At 60.8% G+C, this 16,003-nt stretch carries 15 protein-coding genes and 1 tRNA gene; 14 read left to right on the plus strand and 2 right to left on the minus strand.

Features of this window, described 5'->3' with window-relative positions; genetic code table 11:
* The coding region (locus DK391_RS21985; protein WP_162600888.1) for an NAD(P)/FAD-dependent oxidoreductase at positions 1-722 on the minus strand (722 nt) is incomplete at its 3' end.
* A 189-nt stretch (positions 723-911) separates the two neighbouring features.
* On the opposite strand from DK391_RS21985, the gene DK391_RS21990 reads away from it, so the two are divergent.
* Together DK391_RS21990 and DK391_RS21995 are read left to right on the plus strand one after the other, a co-directional pair.
* Positions 912-1,688 (plus strand): SDR family oxidoreductase, encoded by a 777-nt coding sequence (locus tag DK391_RS21990; protein ID WP_109480100.1) that lies wholly within the window; start codon positions 912-914, stop codon positions 1,686-1,688.
* 179 nt (positions 1,689-1,867) lie between these two features.
* On the plus strand, positions 1,868-2,296 hold the full coding sequence (locus DK391_RS21995) for a thioesterase family protein (protein ID WP_109480101.1): 429 nt from the start codon (positions 1,868-1,870) through the stop codon (positions 2,294-2,296).
* Positions 2,297-2,368: 72 nt separating this feature from the next.
* On the opposite strand, the gene DK391_RS22000 is transcribed toward DK391_RS21995, so the two are convergent.
* Complete coding sequence (locus DK391_RS22000; RefSeq protein WP_109480102.1) at positions 2,369-2,914, minus strand: PAS and helix-turn-helix domain-containing protein; 546 nt, start codon at positions 2,912-2,914, stop codon at positions 2,369-2,371.
* A gap of 275 nt (positions 2,915-3,189) precedes the next feature.
* Here DK391_RS22000 and DK391_RS22005 point away from each other — a divergent pair, with 275 nt between their 5' ends.
* The 12 genes from DK391_RS22005 (at position 3,190) to pheT (ending at position 15,954) form a co-directional block, all read left to right on the plus strand.
* Positions 3,190-3,894, plus strand: coding sequence for a CoA transferase subunit A (locus tag DK391_RS22005; RefSeq protein WP_109480103.1), 705 nt, complete (start codon positions 3,190-3,192; stop codon positions 3,892-3,894).
* A gap of 2 nt (positions 3,895-3,896) precedes the next feature.
* Positions 3,897-4,538, plus strand: a complete 642-nt coding sequence (locus tag DK391_RS22010) for a CoA transferase subunit B (protein ID WP_109480104.1) — start codon at positions 3,897-3,899, stop codon at positions 4,536-4,538.
* Between the two features lie 194 nt (positions 4,539-4,732).
* Positions 4,733-5,653: an alpha/beta hydrolase gene (locus DK391_RS22015; protein WP_109480105.1), complete on the plus strand. Its 921-nt coding sequence runs from the start codon at positions 4,733-4,735 to the stop codon at positions 5,651-5,653.
* A 103-nt stretch (positions 5,654-5,756) separates the two neighbouring features.
* The gene (locus tag DK391_RS22020; protein WP_109480106.1) at positions 5,757-6,110 is read left to right on the plus strand and encodes a RidA family protein; all 354 of its coding nucleotides are present in this window, start codon (positions 5,757-5,759) and stop codon (positions 6,108-6,110) included.
* Positions 6,111-6,185: 75 nt separating this feature from the next.
* The gene (locus DK391_RS22025; protein WP_109480107.1) at positions 6,186-8,426 is read left to right on the plus strand and encodes a bifunctional (p)ppGpp synthetase/guanosine-3',5'-bis(diphosphate) 3'-pyrophosphohydrolase; all 2,241 of its coding nucleotides are present in this window, start codon (positions 6,186-6,188) and stop codon (positions 8,424-8,426) included.
* Positions 8,427-8,528: 102 nt separating this feature from the next.
* Positions 8,529-8,605: transfer RNA gene (locus DK391_RS22030), tRNA-Val, on the plus strand.
* A 280-nt stretch (positions 8,606-8,885) separates the two neighbouring features.
* Positions 8,886-10,793, plus strand: coding sequence for a threonine--tRNA ligase (gene thrS, locus DK391_RS22040; protein ID WP_109480108.1), 1,908 nt, complete (start codon positions 8,886-8,888; stop codon positions 10,791-10,793).
* A gap of 48 nt (positions 10,794-10,841) precedes the next feature.
* The gene (infC, locus tag DK391_RS22045; RefSeq protein ID WP_109480109.1) at positions 10,842-11,366 is read left to right on the plus strand and encodes a translation initiation factor IF-3; all 525 of its coding nucleotides are present in this window, start codon (positions 10,842-10,844) and stop codon (positions 11,364-11,366) included.
* A 256-nt stretch (positions 11,367-11,622) separates the two neighbouring features.
* On the plus strand, positions 11,623-11,820 hold the full coding sequence (gene rpmI, locus DK391_RS22050; RefSeq protein WP_004191477.1) for a 50S ribosomal protein L35: 198 nt from the start codon (positions 11,623-11,625) through the stop codon (positions 11,818-11,820).
* A gap of 29 nt (positions 11,821-11,849) precedes the next feature.
* Positions 11,850-12,209 (plus strand): 50S ribosomal protein L20, encoded by a 360-nt coding sequence (gene rplT / locus DK391_RS22055; protein WP_109480110.1) that lies wholly within the window; start codon positions 11,850-11,852, stop codon positions 12,207-12,209.
* A 158-nt stretch (positions 12,210-12,367) separates the two neighbouring features.
* Positions 12,368-13,381 (plus strand): phenylalanine--tRNA ligase subunit alpha, encoded by a 1,014-nt coding sequence (gene pheS, locus DK391_RS22060; RefSeq protein WP_162600889.1) that lies wholly within the window; start codon positions 12,368-12,370, stop codon positions 13,379-13,381.
* A gap of 140 nt (positions 13,382-13,521) precedes the next feature.
* Positions 13,522-15,954 carry a phenylalanine--tRNA ligase subunit beta gene (pheT, locus tag DK391_RS22065; RefSeq protein ID WP_109480112.1) on the plus strand — a complete coding sequence of 811 codons (2,433 nt, stop codon included), beginning with the start codon at positions 13,522-13,524 and terminating at the stop codon, positions 15,952-15,954.
* Positions 15,955-16,003 lie beyond the last annotated feature (49 nt).

Below are 16,003 nucleotides of genomic sequence, written 5' to 3' on the forward strand. Positions count from 1 at the left end.
ACCAGACCCGGCTTGTGCTTCGACGGATCGATTTCCCACAGTTCCTTGATGCCGATGCCATACACCTGCGGATCAGCGCCGTCACGCAGCTTGAACTTGTCGGAAAGCTGGCGGCCCAGATGACCACGCGCGCCTTCGCAGAACAGCGTGTATTTGGCGTGCAACTCCATGCCGAGCTGGAAGTTCTCGGTCGGCTCGCCGTCTTTGCCGATACCGAGATTGCCCGTCGCAACGCCCTTGACCGAGCCATCGCCGTTGTAGAGCACTTCAGCCGCCGCAAAGCCCGGAAAAATCTCGACGCCCAGCGCTTCGGCCTGCTGACCCAGCCAGCGCGTCACATTTGCGAGCGAAATCACGTAGTTACCGTGATTCTTGAAGTTGTCCGGCAGCGCCCAGTTCGGCACCGCCTTCGCGCCCGTTTCGTTGAGGAAAAGAAAGCGGTCTTCCGTCACCTCGACGTCCAGCGGCGCGCCTTTTTCCTTCCAGTCCGGGATCAGTTCATTGATCGCGCGCGGGTCCATGACAGCGCCCGAGAGAATATGCGCCCCAATTTCCGAGCCTTTTTCGAGCACGCAGACGCCGATTTCGACGCCTGTTTCCGCGGCACGCTGCTTCAGCCGAATGGCCGCCGACAGGCCCGCCGGGCCGCCGCCGACGATCACGACGTCGTATTCCATCGACTCGCGCGGGCCATATTGCTCGATCAGACTTGCGGGGGTCATTGATGCTCCTCTTACCGTTAGAATGCTTTTTTCGGGATCGTATTGTCATTGAACGATCCCTGCACTGCAACACAATGAGGCAAGATTAGCACGATCGTTCTATTATTGTGAACCGGGATTTGACCTGATGTCTTGCGCGGCGCGCAGGCCGGCAGTCCCCGTCACATCCACGTTCCAAGGAAAATGACAATGGGCCGTTCGATCAATCTGGAAGGCAAGGTCGCGCTGATTACGGGCGCGTCGAGTGGACTCGGCAAGCGGTTTGCCATGGTGCTGTCGCAGGCGGGCGCCAAGGTCGTGCTGGCCAGCCGACGTATCGAGCGCCTGAAGGAATTGCGTGCCGAGATCGAGGCATCGGGCGGCGCGGCGGCCGTCGTGTCGCTCGACGTGACCGACTACCAGAGCATCAAATCGGCCGTCGCGCACGCCGAGACCGAGGCGGGCACGATCGATATCCTCGTCAACAACTCGGGCGTCTCGACCACGCAAAAGCTGACCGAGGTGACCCCCGCCGACTTCGAATATGTGTTCGACACGAACACGCGCGGCGCCTTTTTCGTCGCCCAGGAAGTGGCCAAGCGCATGATCATGCGCGGCGGCGGCGCGAGCAAACCGGCGTACCGGATCATCAATATCGCGTCCGTAGCAGGCTTGCGCGTGCTGCCGCAAATCGGCCTTTACTCGATGAGCAAGGCGGCTGTCGTGCATATGACGAAAGCGATGGCGCAGGAGTGGGGCCGCCATGGCATCAATGTGAACGCAATCTGTCCGGGCTACATCGATACCGAGATCAATCACCATCACTGGTCGACCGATCAGGGGCAGAAGCTGGTGTCGATGTTGCCGCGCCACCGCGTCGGCAAGCCGGAAGACCTCGACGGACTGTTGCTGCTGCTGGCCGCAGATGAATCGCAGTTCATCAACGGCTCGGTGATCGCCGCCGACGACGGCTTCGGGCTGTCGTGATTTCATCCACTAGGCATTGCGCGCGCTTCAGAGCAGAAAAGCGCGAAACGCGCGATCATTGACACCTGTGTGCAACGTCCGCATCGCGCGGAACGTTGCGCGAACCGGTTTGACGGGCGGCGCCTCGGAGCGCGCCCGAAGCCTTACCGATTTCCGATTCAACCTGTAGAAGAAGTGCAATGAGCGATTACCACCCCGTTTTTGAAATGTCGATGCCGATCCGCTGGGGCGACATGGATGCGTTTGGCCATGTGAACAACACGGTCTATTTCCGTTACATGGAGCAGGTGCGGATTTCCTGGTTCGAGCAGCTTGGCATCGCGGGCGGCAATGGCGAAGGGCAGGGGCCTGTGATCGTCAATGCATCGATGGAATTTCTGAAGCAGCTGCACTATCCCGGCGACGTGATTGGCCGCATGACAGTCGGCACGCCGGGCCGCAGCAGTTTCGACACGGGCTTCGAACTGTTCCGCGCCGACGATCCCAACACGCTGTACGCGCGCGGCAATGCGAAGTGTGTGTGGATCGATTACGCGGCAGGCAAGTCGGTGCCGATTCCCGATTTGCTGCGCTCGACGATCGAACATGCGCATCTCGTGAAGGCCTGAGCGCTTTTCATCGCCCAGTGAAGACCTCGCGCGCCGGCCGTCCGTGCCGGCGCCACAGCGCTACCTCAAAAGTCAGTTCCCCAGCAGCCGCTGCAGCAGTTCCGTCGCGTTGCCCGTGCCGTATTTGCGCATCAGCCGCGCGCGATATACATCGACGGTCCGCGAACTGATGTCGAGAATCCTGCCTATCTGCTTGCTGGTTTTCCCCGTCACCAGTTGCGCGGCGATCTCGCGCTCGCGCGGCGTCAGTTCGACGGCCACGCGCCGCGTCGCGCTCAAGTCCTCGAAAGTCCAGACGCCCGCTGCATGCGGTATCGACAGGTCCAGCGAGCGGCCCGTCACGTGGCACCAGAACAGTTCGCCATTGGCGCGCTTCATGATGCGATCGTCGGCGTAACTGCCTTGCGCCGTCATGATGGGCGGAATGCGCTCGCCGATCCGCTCGAACTCGTCGGGCGACGGATACAGCACGGCGAACGATTGTCCCAGCAACGACTCGCGCGAGCGGCCGAAGATCGCGGCTAGCTGCTCGTTGCAGTCTTCGATAATCCGTTCACGCGACAGCACGAGGCCGATCGGCGCGAGATGAAAAGCGGTTTGATAATCCAGAGCGGGCATGAAATCAGCGAAAGCGGCGACAGGATGCGGTACGAATACTTATGTATTTTTGCGTATTGTGCCGCAAGGCCGCCGCATCGTACCCTTTCGGCACATCACAAGATGCTCGGCTGGCGTGCTCGGGCATGGTTTCAAAGGTTTTGCACGAGTCGCGCCACCATTCGCCGCAGATGACTAGAATGGCGTTTCGGGCCTCGCCCGCAGCGCCCAGTCGACAGAAGAACGGCGTCGCACCAATCCGTATTCGGAAATCCAGTCAAGGAAGGGACACACTGATGAATAAAGTCTACGCAAGCGCGGCGGCCGCGCTCGAAGGCATCGTCAAGGACGGCCAGACGTTCGCCGTCGGCGGCTTTGGGCTGTGCGGCATTCCTGAAGCGCTGATCGCGTCGCTGCGCGATTCGGGCGTCAAGGGCATCACCTGCATCAGCAATAACGCGGGTGTGGACGGTTTCGGCCTCGGCCTGCTGCTGGAAACGCGCCAGATCAAGAAAATGATCTCATCGTACGTCGGCGAGAACAAGGAATTCGAGCGCCAGTACCTGGCAGGCGAACTCGAACTGGAATTCACGCCGCAAGGCACGCTGGCTGAAAAGCTGCGCGCGGGCGGCTCGGGCATTCCGGCTTTCTTCACCAACACCGGCTACGGCACGATCATCGCGGACGGCAAGGAAACGCGTCAGTTCGGCGAAAACCACTACGTGCTCGAGCATTCGCTGACGGCCGACGTCGCGCTCGTCAAGGCATGGAAGGCCGACAAGTCGGGCAACCTGATCTATCGCCGCACGGCGCGCAATTTCAACCCGATGTGCGCGATGGCGGGCAAGATCACGGTCGTGGAAGTCGAAGAGATCGTCGAGACGGGCGAACTCGATCCGGACGCGATCCACACGCCGGGGATCTTCGTGCAGCGCATCGTGCTGAACGCGACCCCGGAAAAACGTATCGAACAACGCATCGTCCGCGCGAACGGAGAATAACCATGGCTTGGAATCGTGACCAGATGGCCGCGCGCGCGGCGCAGGAACTGCAGGACGGCTTTTACGTGAACCTCGGCATCGGCCTGCCGACGCTCGTCGCCAACCACGTGCCCGATGGCATGGAAGTGTGGCTGCAATCGGAAAACGGCCTGCTGGGCATCGGCCCGTCGCCGTATGACGACGAAGTGGACGCCGACCTCATCAACGCCGGCAAGCAGACGGTGACGACGCTGCCGGGTTCGTCGATTTTCTCGTCGGCCGATTCGTTCGCGATGATTCGCGGCGGCCACATCAACCTGGCCATTCTCGGCGCCATGCAGATCAGCAAGAAGGGCGATCTGGCGAACTGGATGATCCCGGGCAAGATGATCAAGGGCATGGGCGGCGCGATGGACCTCGTCGCGGGCGTCAAGAAAGTCGTGGTGCTGATGGAGCACGTCGCGAAGGGCGACCAGCACAAGATTCTCGAAGAGTGCACGCTGCCGCTGACGGGCGTGGCCGTGGTCGATCGCATCATTACGGATCTCGGCGTGATCGACGTGGTCGATGGTGGTCTGAAGCTGGTCGAACTGGCCGACGGCGTCACCGTCGACGAGATCAAGGCGAAGACGGGTGCACCGCTCGATACGAGCGCGGTGAGCTGATTTTTTTGCCCGGCATTGCGCCGGGTCAGGTTGTGATGAAGCGGGTGCGATCCAGGTCGCACCCGTTTTTCTTTTGGTTTGCGTGCTTTTTTCCTATGCCGTTCGATCGATGAGAGCCGCGCGCGAAGCGGTTTAGAATCGGTCATGTTCCGTGCGCCTGTGCGCATCGCCTAAATCCGATCGAGGGAAACCTGATGACCGCTACGTCTGTCGCCGCCATGCCCGCATCCGATTCCGCTTCGCCCCGTCAACGCTACGTGCAATGCGCAAGCCCCGCCGGCCTGCATCGCATCGCGTACACCGAATGGGGCGCGCCCGATAATCCGCGCGTGCTGGTGTGTGTGCACGGCCTCACGCGCTCGGGGCGCGATTTCGACCGGCTCGCGGCGGCACTCTCGTCGGTATATCGCGTGGTGTGTCCGGATGTAGCCGGGCGGGGCTTGTCTTCGTGGCTGACCAACCCCACTTATTACGCGATCCCGCAATACGTCGCCGACATGGTCACGCTGGTCGCGCGGCTGGGCGTGGAGTCGGTGGACTGGTTCGGCACGTCGATGGGCGGCCTGATCGGCATGGCGTTCGCGGGGCTGAAAGATTCGCCCATCCGCAAGATGGTTCTTAATGACGTCGGTCCGCATCTGGAACCGGGCGCGATCGAGCGTATCGGCAGTTATCTCGGGCAGCCGGTGTCGTTCGCCACGCAGCAGGAGGCGATCGATCACGCGGCGTTGCTCGCGCAGTCGTTCGGCCCGTTGACGCAGGACGAATGGCGCGAGATCAATGCGCCGCTCGTCTACGAGCGCGATGGCGCGTGGCGCTTCCGTTACGATCCGCGCATCGCGGAGCCGTTCGCGAAGACCACGCCGGAACTGGCCGCGCTTGGCGAGGCTGCGTTGTGGCAGTCGTTTACGGCGATCGAATGGCCGGTGCTGGTGGTGCGCGGCGAGCAGTCCGATCTGCTGTCGCGTGAAACCGTCACGCAAATGGTCGAGAAAGGGCGCAACGTGTCGAGTGTCGAAATCCCCGGTGTGGGCCATGCGCCCGCCTTTCTCTCGGCTGATCAGATCGATATTGCGAAACGGTTCTTTATCGGGGACGGCGCTGACGCGTCATAATATGAGATTGGCGTGGCGTCGTTGACTGCCTGGAGCAACGACTCCTCAAGCAAAACGCATCGTCGCGCCTTGTTTTTTTCATTTTCAACGGACAGGAAATTTCATGGCAGTCATTCGTCATCACGTCGGCAAGCGTCTCTCGGAAACGGCTGTGTATAACGGCACGGTCTATCTGGCTGGCCAGATTGCCGAAGATACCGATCAGGACATCGTCGGCCAGACGCGCGAAGTGCTCGGCCACATCGACCGCCTGCTGGGCGAAGTCAATAGCGACAAGTCGCTGCTGCTGTCGGTGCAGATCTACATCTCGGACATGGTGCACTTCGCCGGCATGAACGGCGCATGGGACGAGTGGGTTGCGCAAGGCAACACGCCGCCGCGCGCGACCGTCGAAGCGAAGCTCGCCAACCCGAAGTGTCTCGTCGAAGTGGTCGTGGTGGCCGCCCAGCGCAGCTAAACCCCGCAGCTAACCTATCAGTCACGTTGCAAGCATTCGCCTGATCCGTCCGCGCACGCCGCGGACCGCCGCACGATGAACACCGACACCGTCACGACCGCTCCGAACCCAACGCCGTCTTTCGACGACGCGCTTGCCTTCGTGCGCGAGCACGCGGGCGACGCGCGCCTGTCGTCGGGCGAGTTGCTTGCGGATCACGCGGCGGGCACCGCGGCCATCATGCGTACGCTCAACGTCGATCCGCCGGCGGTGCTGGCGGCGGCGCTGTTCTCGCTGACGCCGCATCTGCAGAATCCCGAACAGACCATCGCCGATAACTTCGGCGAGGAAGTCGCGCAACTGGTCGGCGATGTGCGCAAGCTGCTGCGCCTCGGCACGGTGAGCATGCGCGCGGCGCAGAACGCGATGCCGGAAGCGGGGCGCGATGCGCAGGCCGCGCGCCGCGCGCAGGTCGAAGCGTTGCGCAAGATGTTGCTCGCGTTCGCGCAGGATATTCGCGTCGTGCTGATCCGGCTCGCGTCTCGCTTGCAATCCATGCGTTACTACGCGGCGGCGAAGATCACGCCCACGCCGGATGTCGCGCGTGAAACGCTCGATATTTACGCGCCGCTCGCGAACCGGCTGGGTATCTGGCAATTGAAGTGGGAACTCGAAGATCTCGCGTTCCGCTTTGAAGAGCCCGTCACCTACAAGCGCATCGCGAAGCTGCTCGACGAGAAGCGTGTCGAGCGTGAAACCTATGTGTCCGAGGCGATCGCGCGACTGCAGAGCGAACTGGCTGCTGCGCACATCCAGGCCGAGGTCAGCGGAAGGCCGAAGCATATCTACAGCATCTGGCGCAAGATGCGCGGCAAGGAACTCGACTTCTCGGAGCTCTACGATGTGCGCGCGTTTCGCGTCATCGTGCCGGACATCAAGGATTGCTACACGGTGCTCGGCATCGTGCACAACCTGTGGCAGCCGGTGCCAAGAGAATTCGACGATTACATCTCGCGGCCCAAGCCGAACGGCTATAAGTCGCTGCACACGGTGGTGATCGGCGACGATGGCCGCGCGTTCGAAGTGCAGATCCGTACGCAGGAAATGCATCAGTTCGCCGAGTACGGCGTGGCGGCGCACTGGCGCTACAAGGAAGCGGGCACGCGCGGTTACGGCGGCCAGTTCAGTGCCAATGAGAAGTACGACGAGAAGATTGCGTGGCTGCGGCAACTGCTCGCGTGGAAAGACGATGTCTCCGAAGGCAAGCCGGGCGAGAAGGGCGCTATCAAACCGTGGGAGCAGCTTCGCCAGGCCACGCTCGACGACGATCACATCTACGTGCTTACGCCGCAGGCGCGTGTGATTCCGTTGCCGCAAGGCGCGACGCCACTCGACTTCGCCTATCACCTGCATAGCGAGTTGGGGCATCGCTGCCGCGGCGCGCGTGTCGATGGCGCGATGGTGCCGCTGAACACGCCGTTGCAGAATGGGCAGACTGTCGAGATCGTCGCGGTGAAAGAGGGCGGTCCATCGCGTGACTGGCTCAATCCGCAGCTTGGCTATCTGCAAAGCAATCGCGCGCGGCAGAAGGTGCGCGCGTGGTTCAACGCGGTGGATGTGCAGGAGAACATTGCCACCGGTCGCGCGATGGTCGAAAAGACCTTGCAGCGCGAAGGCAAGACATCGGTCAATCTCGATCAGCTTGCTGCCAAGCTCGGCTTCAAGTCCACCGACGATCTGTTCTCGGTGGTCGGCAAGGAAGAGTTCAGCTTGCGGCTCGTCGAGCAGGCGTTGAACGATGCGCCACCGGCAGAGCCTGTCGTCGAGGCGCCCGAGCAGTTCGAGAAGCGCAGTAGCGGGGCGAGCGTCGCGCATGGTGCATCGACGGGCGTGCTCGTGGTTGGCGTCGATGCGTTGTTGACGCAACTCGCGCGCTGCTGCCGTCCCGCGCCGCCCGACGATATCGCCGGCTTCGTCACGCGCGGCAAGGGCATGTCGATTCATCGCAGTGATTGCCCAACCTTTCTGCGCATGGTCGAACACGCGCCTGAGCGTGTGCTGCAAACGGCGTGGTCCGCGGACGTGATGAGTGGGCGCGGCAAATCGGTCTATCCCGTCGACCTGTCAATCGAAGCCAGTGACCGCCAGGGCCTGCTGCGCGACATCTCCGAAGTGTTCGCGCGCGAGAAGATGAACGTCGTCGGCGTGAAGACGCAGTCGCGGCGTAACGCAGCGTTCATGCAATTCACGGTGGAAGTGTCGAGCGCGGCGCAGATACAGCGCGCGTGCGCGATGCTGGGCGAAGTGACGGGCGTCGTCAGAGCGACGCGCAAGTGACGCGGCCGTTGCGCTGTTCACGGCGGCGCGACTGGAATTTAGATGTCGCCGCATAAAAACGCTTGCCAACTTTCTCTACGCTCCATATAATCTCGTTTCTCTAGGCTCGTAGCTCAGCTGGTTAGAGCACCACCTTGACATGGTGGGGGTCGTTGGTTCGAGTCCAATCGAGCCTACCAACGAATCAGAAGCTTCGGTTTGCCGAGGTTTCGCAAACGCAAGTTGCAATGAGCGCTTCGGCGCAAAGAGCGAACAAAGCGATCATGGTTATGGCACCGCGAACGTTGACCGGAACAGTTTCGGAGCGACGCTAGTCGAGGACCACTTTCGCCCTTGTGTTTGCAGTAGTCAGCAGGAATACGAATGCGGCCCCTCGAAAGCGGGGCCGCATTTTTTTTGGTCGCATTTTTTAATGGCTTGTTGCCTGTGCCGCCGCCGGCCGGCATGACGGAGAACGAAATGGTTTCGATACGACTGCCCGATGGTTCTGTTCGACAGTACGAGCATCCCGTGACCGTCGCCGAAGTGGCGGCCTCGATCGGCCCCGGTCTCGCGAAGGCTGCGCTTGGCGGCAAGATCGACGGTGAACTCGTCGATACGTCCGCGCTCATCGATCACGATGTGTCGCTCGCGATCGTCACGGACAAGGATGCCGACGGCCTCGACATCATTCGCCACTCGACCGCTCACTTGCTCGCCTACGCAGTGAAGGACCTCTTCCCCGAGGCGCAGGTGACGATCGGGCCGGTAATCGACAACGGCTTTTACTACGACTTCTCGTATAGCCGTCCCTTCACGCCCGAAGATCTCGAAAAGATCGAAAAGCGCATGCAGGAGCTCGCAAAGAAGGACGAGCAGGTGTCGCGTCGCGTGGTGTCGCGTGATGAGGCCGTCGAATACTTCAAGAGCATCGGCGAGAAGTACAAGGCCGAAATCATCGAATCGATTCCTGCCACGGATGAAATCAAGCTGTACTCGCATGGCGGCTTCACCGACCTGTGCCGCGGCCCGCACGTCCCGTCGACGGGCAAGCTGAAGGTCTTCAAGCTGATGAAGCTCGCAGGCGCGTACTGGCGCGGCGATTCGAAGAACGAGCAATTGCAGCGTATTTACGGTACGGCCTGGACGAAGAAGGAAGACCAGGACGCGTATCTGCACATGCTCGAAGAAGCGGAAAAGCGCGATCACCGCAAGCTCGGCAAGCAACTCGACCTGTTCCATATGCAGGACGAGTCGCCGGGCATGGTGTTCTGGCATCCGCGCGGCTGGACGCTGTGGCAGCAGGTCGAGCAGTACATGCGCCGTCGCGTGAACGATGCCGGCTATCTCGAGATCAAGACGCCGATGATCATGGATCGCTCGCTGTGGGAAGCGTCCGGTCACTGGCAGAACTATCGTGAAAACATGTTCACGACCGAGTCTGAAAAGCGCGACTACGCGATCAAGCCGATGAACTGCCCGGGTCACGTGCAGGTGTTCAATCACGGCCTGCGTTCGTACCGCGATCTGCCGCTGCGTTATGCGGAGTTCGGCTCGTGCCATCGGAACGAATCGTCGGGTGCGCTCCATGGCTTGATGCGCGTACGCGGCTTCGTCCAGGATGATGCGCATATCTTCTGTACCGAAGACCAGTTCATCAGCGAATCGATCGCGTTCAACACGCTGGCGATGAGCGTCTATAAGGATTTCGGCTTCGATAACGTCGAGATCAAGCTGTCGCTGCGTCCGGATGCGCGTGCGGGTACGGATGAAACCTGGGATCGTGCCGAGCAGGGTCTGCGCGACGCGCTGACCGCGTGCGGCGTGACCTGGGAAGAGTTGCCAGGCGAGGGTGCTTTCTACGGTCCGAAGGTGGAATACCACATCAAGGATGCGCTCGGCCGTTCGTGGCAATGCGGCACGCTGCAGCTCGACATGGTGCTGCCGGAACGCCTTGGCGCGGAATACGTGGCCGAGGACAACAGCCGTCGCCGCCCGATCATGCTGCACCGGGCAATCGTCGGATCAATGGAGCGATTCCTCGGCATTCTGATCGAGCACCATGCTGGTGCAATGCCTGCGTGGCTCGCGCCGATGCAGGTTGTCGTGATGAATATCGCGGAAAGTCAGGCGGAATACGCACAATCTCTTGCCCAATCGTTGCAAAAACAAGGGGTTAGAGTGGAGGCCGATTTGCGCAACGAGAAGATTAGCTATAAAATACGCGAGCACACGCTGGAGAAGGTGCCGTATTTGCTGGTCGTCGGCGATAAAGAGCGTGATGCACAAACGGTAGCCGTGCGTGCCCGTGGCGGCGTCGATCTGGGCGTGATGTCCCTCGATGCCTTCAGCGAGCGTCTGCGTCAAGACGTACAGACGTTCAACTAACCACCAGGCAGCGCGGCTCGTTTTTTTAATTTTTAGAGGAAACGTAACATCGCTACTGATAAGTCTGCGCATCGCATCAACGGTGAAATCACTGCACCTGAAGTGCGTCTGGTCGGAGTCGACAACGAACCGCTCGGCATCGTAAAACTCGCTGATGCTTTCCGCCTGTCGGAACAGCAGGACGTGGATCTGGTTGAAATCGCACCGCAAGCGGTTCCGCCTGTCTGCCGCCTGATGGACTACGGCAAGTTCAAGTACCAGGAAGCAAAGAAGCAGCACGAGGCCAAGCTCAAGCAGAAGGTCATCCAGGTCAAGGAAGTCAAGTTCCGGCCGGGTACGGATGACGGTGACTACAACGTCAAGCTGCGCAATCTCGTCCGCTTCCTTGAAGATGGCGACAAGACGAAGATCACGTTGCGTTTCCGCGGCCGCGAAATGGCTCACCAGGAAATCGGTATGCGCATGCTCGAGCGTCTGCGTACTGATCTGGATGAAGTCGGTCAGGTCGAGCAAATGCCGAAGATGGAAGGCCGCCAGATGATCATGGTGCTGGCGCCGAAAAAGAAGAAGTAAGCAGACGTCGGCTGCGCGTTTCAATGCGCGCGGTGCGTTTGTCGGAAAGTTTGAAGCGCGCGTCGTCAAAGGCGGCGTATGCGAAGCAGGTTTCGGAAGATGTCCGCGGCAATGTTGAAGCGGGCGTATTTCCCGAAAAGCAGCGACCGGCAGTTCAGGTTGTCTGCATACCAAGTGGAGTGGGTTTCGAAGGGCGGGTGAGGGCTTTCTGAGCCAACCGCACACCCATGTCCATCAAATAATGGAGTTGTCTGTCATGCCGAAGATGAAGACCAAGAAGAGCGCTGCAAAGCGCTTCGTGGTTCGTCCGGGCGGTACCGTCAAGCGCGGTCAAGCCTTCAAGCGCCACATTCTTACCAAGAAGACCACCAAGAACAAGCGTCACCTGCGCGGCGCCACGGCAGTTCATGATTCCGATCTGAACTCCGTACGCGCAATGCTGCCGTTCGCCTAACCCTTAACCGATACTCATAGGAGCGAAACATGCCTCGAGTCAAACGTGGGGTTACCGCACGGGCCCGCCATAAGAAGATCATCAACCTGGCCAAGGGTTACCGCGGCCGCCGCAATAACGTCTATCGCATCGCCAAGCAGGCGGTCATGCGCGCAGGCCAATACGCCTACCGCGATCGCCGCAACAAGAAGCGTGTGTTCCGCGCACTGTGGATCACGCGTATCAACGCGGCGGTGCGTCAGCACGACATGACGTACAGCGTGTTCATCAACGGCCTGAAGAAGGCGTCGATCGAACTGGACCGCAAGGTGCTGGCCGACATGGCTGTGTTCGACAAGGCTGCTTTTGCTGCGATCGTTCAGCAGGTGAAAGCCGCCGTTGCAGCCTGATTGCGCTGTTAGCATCTAGTACTGCGTGGTTCGTTGCAGCGAACATCCGGTAGTCTCGGTGACGCTGCAACAAAAACGGGGCTCCTCACCGAGCCCCTTTTTTGTTGGTCGAGCCAGTTTTACTTCGATTGAATACTGACGTTGAAAAGATGGGATCAATGGATCTGGACCAGATTGTCGCCGACGCAAAAAGCGCCTTTGAACAAGCCTCCGACGTCACCACGCTCGAAAACGAGAAAGCACGCTTTCTCGGTAAATCGGGTGCCTTGACGGAACTGTTGAAGGGGCTCGGCAAGCTCGATCCCGAAACGCGCAAGACGGAAGGCGCGCGGATCAACATCGTCAAGCAGCAGGTCGAAGCCGCGTTGACGGCGCGCCGCCAGGCGCTGGCCGATGCGCTGCTGAACCAGCGCCTCGCCGCTGAAGCCATCGACGTCACCTTGCCGGGCCGTGGCGCGGGCAAGGGCACACTGCATCCTGTGATGCACACGTGGGAACGCGTCGAACAGATTTTCCGCACGATTGGTTTCGACGTGGCCGATGGCCCCGAAATCGAGACCGACTGGTACAACTTCACGTCGCTGAACAGCCCGGAAAACCATCCGGCGCGTTCGATGCAAGATACCTTCTACGTCGACGGCAAGGACGCCGAAGGCCGTCCGCTGCTGCTGCGTACACACACCAGCCCGATGCAGGTCCGCTACGCGCGTACCAACACGCCGCCGATCAAGGTGATCGTGCCTGGCCGCACGTACCGCGTGGACAGCGATGCAACGCACTCGCCGATGTTCAACCAGGTCGAAGGCCTGTGGATCGACGAGAACATCAGCTTCGCCGACCTCAAGGGCGTCTACACCGACTTCCTAAAAAAATTCTTCGAGCGCGACGACATTCTCGTGCGCTTCCGTCCGTCGTACTTTCCGTTCACCGAGCCGTCTGCCGAGATCGACATGATGTTCGAGCACGGCAAGAACGCCGGTAAATGGCTCGAAATTTCGGGCTCGGGCCAGGTTCACCCGACGGTGATCCGCAACATGGGCCTCGACCCCGAGCGCTATATCGGCTTTGCATTCGGCAGCGGCCTCGAGCGTCTGACGATGCTGCGCTACGGCGTTCAGGATCTGCGTCTGTTCTTTGAAAACGACCTGCGCTTCCTGCGCCAGTTCGCCTGAGGCGAGCGAGCAGCGTCATAGCACGCGACGAGAGCGTGACGGTAGTCAACATGAAGATCGCCGTCACGCAAACAGCGCCTCCGGCCTGATGCCATGCATCATCCGGACGCGGACACAACCTGTTTAGAACGTACAGAACCATGCAATTCCCGGAATCCTGGCTCAGAACCTTTGTCGATCCGCAACTGACGACGGCCGAACTGTCGCACGCCCTGACGATGGCCGGTCTCGAAGTCGAAGACCTGCGTCCCGCCGCGCCGCCGACGTCGAAGATCGTCGTGGGCCGCGTGCTCGAAGTCGTCAAGCACCCGGACGCGGACAAGCTCAACGTGTGTCAGGTCGATGCCGGCACGGGCGCGACGCTGAACATCGTGTGCGGCGCGCCGAACGTGGCGCCCGGCATCAAGGTGCCCGTCGCGCTGGTCGGCGCGCAGTTGCCGCCCGCTGAAGAAGGCGGTGCGCCGTTCGCAATCAAGCTGTCGAAGCTGCGCGGCGTGCAGAGCGAAGGCATGCTGTGCTCGGCACGCGAACTGAAGCTGTCGGAAGATCATAGCGGCCTGCTGATCCTGCCGGAAGATACGCCGATCGGCCAGGATATTCGCGAAGCGCTGAACCTCGACGACACCGTGTTCGAAATCAAGTTGACGCCGAACAAGGCCGATTGCCTGTCCGTGTTCGGTGTTGCACGCGAGACGGCTGCCATCACCGGCGCACCGCTGCGCCCGCTCGCGATCAAGCCCGTCGAAGTCAAGCTCAACGAAACGTTGCCCGTGAAGATTTCGGCGCCGGATCTGTGCGGCCGCTTCTCGGGTCGCGTGATCCGTGGCGTCAACGCGCGCGCGAAGTCTCCGGCGTGGATGGTGGAGCGCCTCGAACGTTCCGGTCAACGAAGCATTTCTGCACTGGTCGACATCTCGAACTACGTGATGCTCGAACTCGGCCGTCCGTCGCACGTGTTCGATCTGGACAAGATTCACGGCACGATGGACGTGCGCTGGGGCAAGCGCGGCGAATCGCTGAAGCTGCTCAACGGCAACACAGTCGAAGTGGACGAGACGGTCGGCGTGATCGCGGATGATCAGCACATCGAAAGCCTCGCGGGCATCATGGGCGGCGACAGTACGGCCGTTACGCTCGATACGACCAACATCTATCTCGAAGCCGCTTTCTGGTGGCCCGATAGCATTCGTGGCCGTTCGCGCCGTTATAACTTCTCGACGGACGCGGGTCATCGCTTCGAACGCGGCGTCGATTACTCGACGACCGTCGAGCATATCGAACGCATCACGCAACTGATTCTCGATATCTGCGGTGGCGAAGCCGGTCCCGTCGACGATCAGATCGTCAACGTGCCGAACCGCGCGCCTGTGAAGATGCGTGTCGCGCGCGCGAACCGCATCATCGGTATCGCGATCAGCGCTGAAGAGATCGCGCAGATCTTCACGCGTCTTGGCCTGCCGTTCGAGCGCGAAGGCGAAGATTTCCTCGTCACGCCGCCGCCGTATCGCTTCGATATCGAAATCGAAGAAGACCTGATTGAAGAAGTCGCGCGCATTTACGGTTTCGAAAAGATTCCGGCGCGTCCGCCTGTTGCGCGCAGCGAAATGCGCCGCACGAACGAGACGCAGCGCTCGATTCACACGCTGCGTCACGCGCTCGCCGCGCGCGATTACGCGGAAACGGTGAACTTCAGTTTCGTCGATGCCGAGTGGGAACAGGATTTCGCTGGCAACGACACGCCGGTGAAGCTGCTTAATCCGATCGCAAGCCAGTTGTCGGTGATGCGTACGACGCTGTTCGGCAGCCTGATCAACGTTTTGCGCCACAACCTGAACCGTCGCGCGGATCGCATTCGCGTGTTCGAAGCCGGTCGCGTGTTCCTGCAGGACGCGTCGATCAAGGCTGGTGAGCTGGCTGTCGAAGGCTTCGCGCAACCGAAGATGCTTGGCGCGCTGGCGTATGGTCCCGTGATCGAAGAGCAGTGGGGCGCACAAACGCGTGCCGTCGATTTCTTCGACGTGAAGGGCGACATCGAGGCGCTGCTGGCGCCCGCTGTCGCGCGTTTCGTGAAGGCGGAACATCCGGCGCTGCATCCGGGACGTAGCGCGCGCATCGAACTCGATGGCCGCGCGATCGGCTGGATCGGCGAGCTGCATCCGCGCTGGATGCAGAAGTACGACCTGCCGCACGCGCCCATTCTGTTCGAAGTCGAAGCGGAAGCGCTGATGCAGCGCGCGCTGCCGACCCCGACGGACGTGTCGAAATTCCCGCCGGTGCGTCGCGATATTGCGATCGTCGTCGATCAGAAAATCGAGGTTCAGGCGCTCTTTGACGAGATGCAAAAAGCGCTCACGGAAGAGGCCTGCAAGACCATTCAAAGGGTTGCGCTGTTCGATGAATTTCGTGCAAAATCAAATACTTCCGGCGGACTGGCGGCGCACGAGAAACGCCTTGCGGTCCGTGTAACCTTGCAAGATACTGGTGGCACCCTTCAGGATGAAACGGTCGATCTGGCCATTCAGACTTTGGTGGATCGTCTTGCTCGAGTGTATGGCGCCCGGTTGCGCGGATAACCGATAACGGCTCTTCCGCAAGTTCCGTTCTGGTAGACGCGCCATTTGA

It is taken from the genome of Paraburkholderia sp. C35, from assembly GCF_003121405.1.
Taxonomy (GTDB): Bacteria; Pseudomonadota; Gammaproteobacteria; order Burkholderiales; family Burkholderiaceae; genus Paraburkholderia.

What these genes read in the sequence shown, in the direction of transcription:
- DK391_RS21990 (WP_109480100.1), top strand. Translation starts at nt 912, where the DNA reads ATGGGCCGTTCGATCAATCTGGAAGGCAAGGTCGCGCTGATTACGGGC.
- DK391_RS21995 (WP_109480101.1), top strand. Translation starts at nt 1,868, where the DNA reads ATGAGCGATTACCACCCCGTTTTTGAAATGTCGATGCCGATCCGCTGG.
- DK391_RS22000 (WP_109480102.1), bottom strand. Translation starts at nt 2,914, where the DNA reads ATGCCCGCTCTGGATTATCAAACCGCTTTTCATCTCGCGCCGATCGGC.
- DK391_RS22005 (WP_109480103.1), top strand. Translation starts at nt 3,190, where the DNA reads ATGAATAAAGTCTACGCAAGCGCGGCGGCCGCGCTCGAAGGCATCGTC.
- DK391_RS22010 (WP_109480104.1), top strand. Translation starts at nt 3,897, where the DNA reads ATGGCTTGGAATCGTGACCAGATGGCCGCGCGCGCGGCGCAGGAACTG.
- DK391_RS22015 (WP_109480105.1), top strand. Translation starts at nt 4,733, where the DNA reads ATGACCGCTACGTCTGTCGCCGCCATGCCCGCATCCGATTCCGCTTCG.
- DK391_RS22020 (WP_109480106.1), top strand. Translation starts at nt 5,757, where the DNA reads ATGGCAGTCATTCGTCATCACGTCGGCAAGCGTCTCTCGGAAACGGCT.
- DK391_RS22025 (WP_109480107.1), top strand. Translation starts at nt 6,186, where the DNA reads ATGAACACCGACACCGTCACGACCGCTCCGAACCCAACGCCGTCTTTC.
- thrS (WP_109480108.1), top strand. Translation starts at nt 8,886, where the DNA reads ATGGTTTCGATACGACTGCCCGATGGTTCTGTTCGACAGTACGAGCAT.
- rpmI (WP_004191477.1), top strand. Translation starts at nt 11,623, where the DNA reads ATGCCGAAGATGAAGACCAAGAAGAGCGCTGCAAAGCGCTTCGTGGTT.
- rplT (WP_109480110.1), top strand. Translation starts at nt 11,850, where the DNA reads ATGCCTCGAGTCAAACGTGGGGTTACCGCACGGGCCCGCCATAAGAAG.
- pheS (WP_162600889.1), top strand. Translation starts at nt 12,368, where the DNA reads ATGGATCTGGACCAGATTGTCGCCGACGCAAAAAGCGCCTTTGAACAA.
- pheT (WP_109480112.1), top strand. Translation starts at nt 13,522, where the DNA reads ATGCAATTCCCGGAATCCTGGCTCAGAACCTTTGTCGATCCGCAACTG.